General features: G+C 71.5%; 6 protein-coding genes. All 6 read right to left on the minus strand.

What is annotated here, in order from left to right:
• Positions 1 to 8 precede the first annotated feature (8 nt).
• A complete protein-coding gene (locus tag ACFWPA_RS00550) occupies positions 9 to 461 on the minus strand; it encodes a VOC family protein (protein ID WP_378507171.1) in 453 nt (150 codons plus the stop codon).
• A 78-nt stretch (positions 462 to 539) separates the two neighbouring features.
• A complete protein-coding gene (locus tag ACFWPA_RS00555; RefSeq protein WP_378507170.1) occupies positions 540 to 896 on the minus strand; it encodes a hypothetical protein in 357 nt (118 codons plus the stop codon).
• Positions 893 to 1,372, minus strand: a complete 480-nt coding sequence (locus ACFWPA_RS00560; protein WP_378569387.1) for a hypothetical protein — start codon at positions 1,370 to 1,372, stop codon at positions 893 to 895. Before ACFWPA_RS00560 ends, ACFWPA_RS00555 begins: the two co-directional genes overlap by 4 nt.
• A 58-nt stretch (positions 1,373 to 1,430) precedes the next feature.
• Positions 1,431 to 1,970: a hypothetical protein gene (locus ACFWPA_RS00565; protein WP_378569389.1), complete on the minus strand. Its 540-nt coding sequence runs from the start codon at positions 1,968 to 1,970 to the stop codon at positions 1,431 to 1,433.
• 72 nt (positions 1,971 to 2,042) lie between these two features.
• A complete protein-coding gene (locus tag ACFWPA_RS00570; RefSeq protein WP_378569391.1) occupies positions 2,043 to 2,681 on the minus strand; it encodes an RES family NAD+ phosphorylase in 639 nt (212 codons plus the stop codon).
• Positions 2,682 to 2,689: 8 nt separating this feature from the next.
• Entirely contained in the window at positions 2,690 to 3,286 is a 597-nt protein-coding gene (locus ACFWPA_RS00575; RefSeq protein WP_378569393.1) for a hypothetical protein, read from the minus strand.
• Positions 3,287 to 3,333: the final 47 nt, after the last annotated feature.

A 3,333-nucleotide genomic window follows, 5' to 3' on the forward strand; every position in this document is an offset into this window, starting at 1 on the left:
CGGCACGCTCAGGAGTCGCGGGCGGCGCTGCGCGTCAGGTCCTCGGCGAGCATCACGATGATGCCGCTGGGGCCGCGGACGTAGGTCAGCCGGTAGAGATCCCGGTAGGTTGCGACGCCGCGCAGGGGGTGGCAGCCGTGCCGGGCGGCGGTCGCGAGGGCGGCGTCGAGGTCGTCGACGGCGAACGCGACGCGGTGCATGCCGATCTCGTTGGGGCGGGTGGGTGTCGTCTCGATCGGATCGGGGTGCAGGTACTCGAAGAGTTCGAGGCGTCCGGTGCCGTCGGGGGTGTGGAGCATCGCGATGCGGGCGTGGTTGCCGTCGAGGCCGACGGCGGTGTCGGTCCACTCGCCGCTGACCGTGTCCCGCCCGAGGACGGTCAGGCCGAGGTCGGTGAAGAAGCCGACCGCCTCGTCGAGGTCCCGGACCGCGATGCCGACGTTCTCGAGTCGAATGGGCATACCTGTAGGCTAACGCGTCTGTGCCGCTTGCGTTCCTGGCATGCCGTGGGCGCCGTGCCCCACGGCCTGGAGATCGTCCTACTCCGTGGCCTTGGGGTGTCCGGTGCCCGCGGCCTTGAACCACAGGGTGCGCCGACCGGGATCGACGAGATACCACAAGCGGCCGCCGGCAGTGACCTCGTACTGCCACTGCTCCATCACCGACCCACCGTGCACGGCGGTCGCCAGCGAGCCCTTGAGCTGATGGTGTCGCGAGGTCGGGGCGGGAGTGTCCGGACGCGACCGCAGCTCGCGCCAGCAGGCGAGGGTGTTCGCCTGCGCCTGCTGACACAGCGCCTCCCAGCCCTTGACCGCGTCGGTGGTGGCGAACCGCAGCTCCCACCCGCCAGCCGGGTCCGCTGGCGGGGCGACCCGGTCGCCGCGTTTCGGGCTCACGCAGGGTCGCCGGGCGCGGGAACCTCGCCGAGGTCGTCGCCGGTGTCCGCGGCCAGGATCGCGGCCAGCTCTGGGTCGGCGAACGCTTCGGCGGTGTGCCGCCAGGCGTCGATCACGTGCACCACCGGGGTCGGGTTGTCGAGCGACTCGGCCGCCCGCAAAGTGGCGACCAGCTCGACGATGAACTCCTGCACGTCGTCGCGGGGCAGGAACGCCACCCACGGGAACACCTCGGGCAGCACATCGGTCACCACCTCCCGTGCCCGCGGGTCACGTTGCATCACCGCCACGAACATCCGCGTCGTCACCGACGCCGCGGTGTGCTCGAGCTCGGCCCGCGCCGCCGTGGTCAGTACCAGGTCCTCGGCGTCGCGACGGCGCACCAGCAGCGACTGGGCGGTCGAACGCCGCAACCGTTCGACCGTCGCCTTCCCTCGCAGTTGCAGGTCGGAGAACGACACTTCATCCACCGTCATGCATCTAAACTACTTCTAAAGTCTGCGGAAGTCGAGCTTCCGACAGGATCGGCCATGGTCAGCCGCGCCCCGGCACCACCGCGATCGTGCCGGTGCACACCGCGTTCTGCGGATTGACGAACCACCAGCCCGCGCCGGTCTGCACGGTGACGGTGAAGTCGACGGTCCCGACGCCGGTCCAGGTGCGGTTGATCGGGATGCCCGGCTTCTGCTGCCAGGCGGCCTCGTCGCTGACGCTGCGGCCGGAGGCGCCGGTGGTGGTGTTGTGCCAGTCGACGAGGACGCGGGTGCCGTACCAGTTGGGGCCGATGCTCGGGATCAGGCCGCCGGGCGGCGTCGGCAGTTCGTTGCCGCCGCTGAGCAGGATCGCCGGTTCCAGTTCGCCGCCCGGCGGGCGGGACTCCCCCGACGCGGCGTGCACGGTCCAGGTGAACGGCGGCGCCCAGAACAGCGGATTCGCGCTGGAGCAGGTCATCGTCGTCGAGGTCGGTGCCGGGTCCGCGGCCGCAACCCCGACTCCCCCGACGACGGTCGCGGTGGCCAGCCCGGCAGTGACGGCGGCCGCGGCGGCCGCCCGGCGCACGAGTCGAGTACTCATCATGTCCTCCCCTTGGTCATGAAGCATGGTCCTGCCAGGTTATTCGTTCGCGCAACGGAATTCATTACGGCGTCAGGGTGCGAGCGCGGCGTTGTGCGGGGTGAGCAGGGCGCCGAGCAGGTGGTGGCCGTCGGCCGAGTCCAACGGGATGACGCCGCCGACCGCGACGACGGCCGGATGCGAGGGCACGTCCGGGGGTGCGGCGAGCATCCAGGACAGCGTGTTCTCGTCGTGTCGGGGCCGGAACCCGATGCCGTCGGCGTCCGGGTTGGCGGCGAGAATGGCCGCAGCCCATCGCCGGGTGTGGAGGTAGCCGGACGGATCGCATTTGGTGAGCCACACTTCGGCGTTGATCCGGGCGGCCCCGGTCCCGGTCAGGTCGACCACCCGCACCGCGCGGGTGGTCTGCAGTTCGCTCAGCACCCGGCCCGCGATCCGCACGCGCGGGATCAGTCGGGGTGACTGGCCGACGGGCAGGCTCCGGCACAGCGTCTCGGCGACGGCGGCCGCCGGGCTGTCGCCCACGTACAGGTAGGCATACGAGCCGTCGAGACTGTCGTACCGGCCTCCGACGCGTGGTCGCGGCCGGGGGGTGGGATTCAGGTCGGCCGCGCCGCGGGCGGCGCTGTGAATCCGCCAGAGGGAGGTACCCGCCGCGATCGTGGTGATCCGGGCGGCGGGAAGCGGTACGGGTGGATCCGGGTAGGTCACGCCGCGGCTCAGTCTGCGGTCAGGTCATCGGCCATGTCGCGCAGGTCCTCGTCGTGCCCGCCGGCGGCGGCGAGCTCGGCGGGCGGGCGGGGGTCATCGGCGAACGCGGTCGGGGTGAGCCACCAGGAGGCGACGCCCCACGGGTCATCCTTCGCGCCGAGGCGGGCATTGATCTCGGCGACGATCGGCAGCACCCGCTTGCGCGCGGCATCGAATTGGAAGGCCGGATAGAGCTTTTGCCCGCCGACGGGCAGCGCGACGACGGTGCCCGACGCGGTGAGGCGACTTGCGGTGTTGCGGCTGGTGGCGGATCGGCCGAGCACCCGGCTGACGGTCGTGGAGTCGAGCATCTCGTTGGCGTCGACGATCGCGCCGAGGGCGTCGGTGACGATTCGGGTGCGGGCGACGGCCGCGGCCGCGGGATTGGTCACCACCCGCTCGTGGTGGAGCGCGAGCGTCGGGCTCATCGCGAGCAGCGCCGTGACGTCGTCGCGGACCGGTCGCAGGGTCGGCCGCCGGGAGATCTCCGCGGCGACGAGCTCGACGAGGTCCTCGTCGGACAGGGCGTGGATGGAGTCGCGGACGCGATCCTTGTTGGCGAGCATGGCGGCCTCCTCGGGTGCCACCACTGTATCGCGTACCTTCCGTGTCG

This window comes from Rhodococcus sp. NPDC058505, assembly GCF_042720095.1.
Lineage (GTDB): Bacteria > Actinomycetota > Actinomycetes > Mycobacteriales > Mycobacteriaceae > Rhodococcus_G.

Excerpts from the sequence above, each read along its gene's own strand:
- ACFWPA_RS00565 (WP_378569389.1), bottom strand. The coding sequence starts at position 1,970 with ATGAGTACTCGACTCGTGCGCCGGGCGGCCGCCGCGGCCGCCGTCACT.
- ACFWPA_RS00575 (WP_378569393.1), bottom strand. The coding sequence starts at position 3,286 with ATGCTCGCCAACAAGGATCGCGTCCGCGACTCCATCCACGCCCTGTCC.
- ACFWPA_RS00560 (WP_378569387.1), bottom strand. The coding sequence starts at position 1,372 with ATGACGGTGGATGAAGTGTCGTTCTCCGACCTGCAACTGCGAGGGAAG.
- ACFWPA_RS00550 (WP_378507171.1), bottom strand. The coding sequence starts at position 461 with ATGCCCATTCGACTCGAGAACGTCGGCATCGCGGTCCGGGACCTCGAC.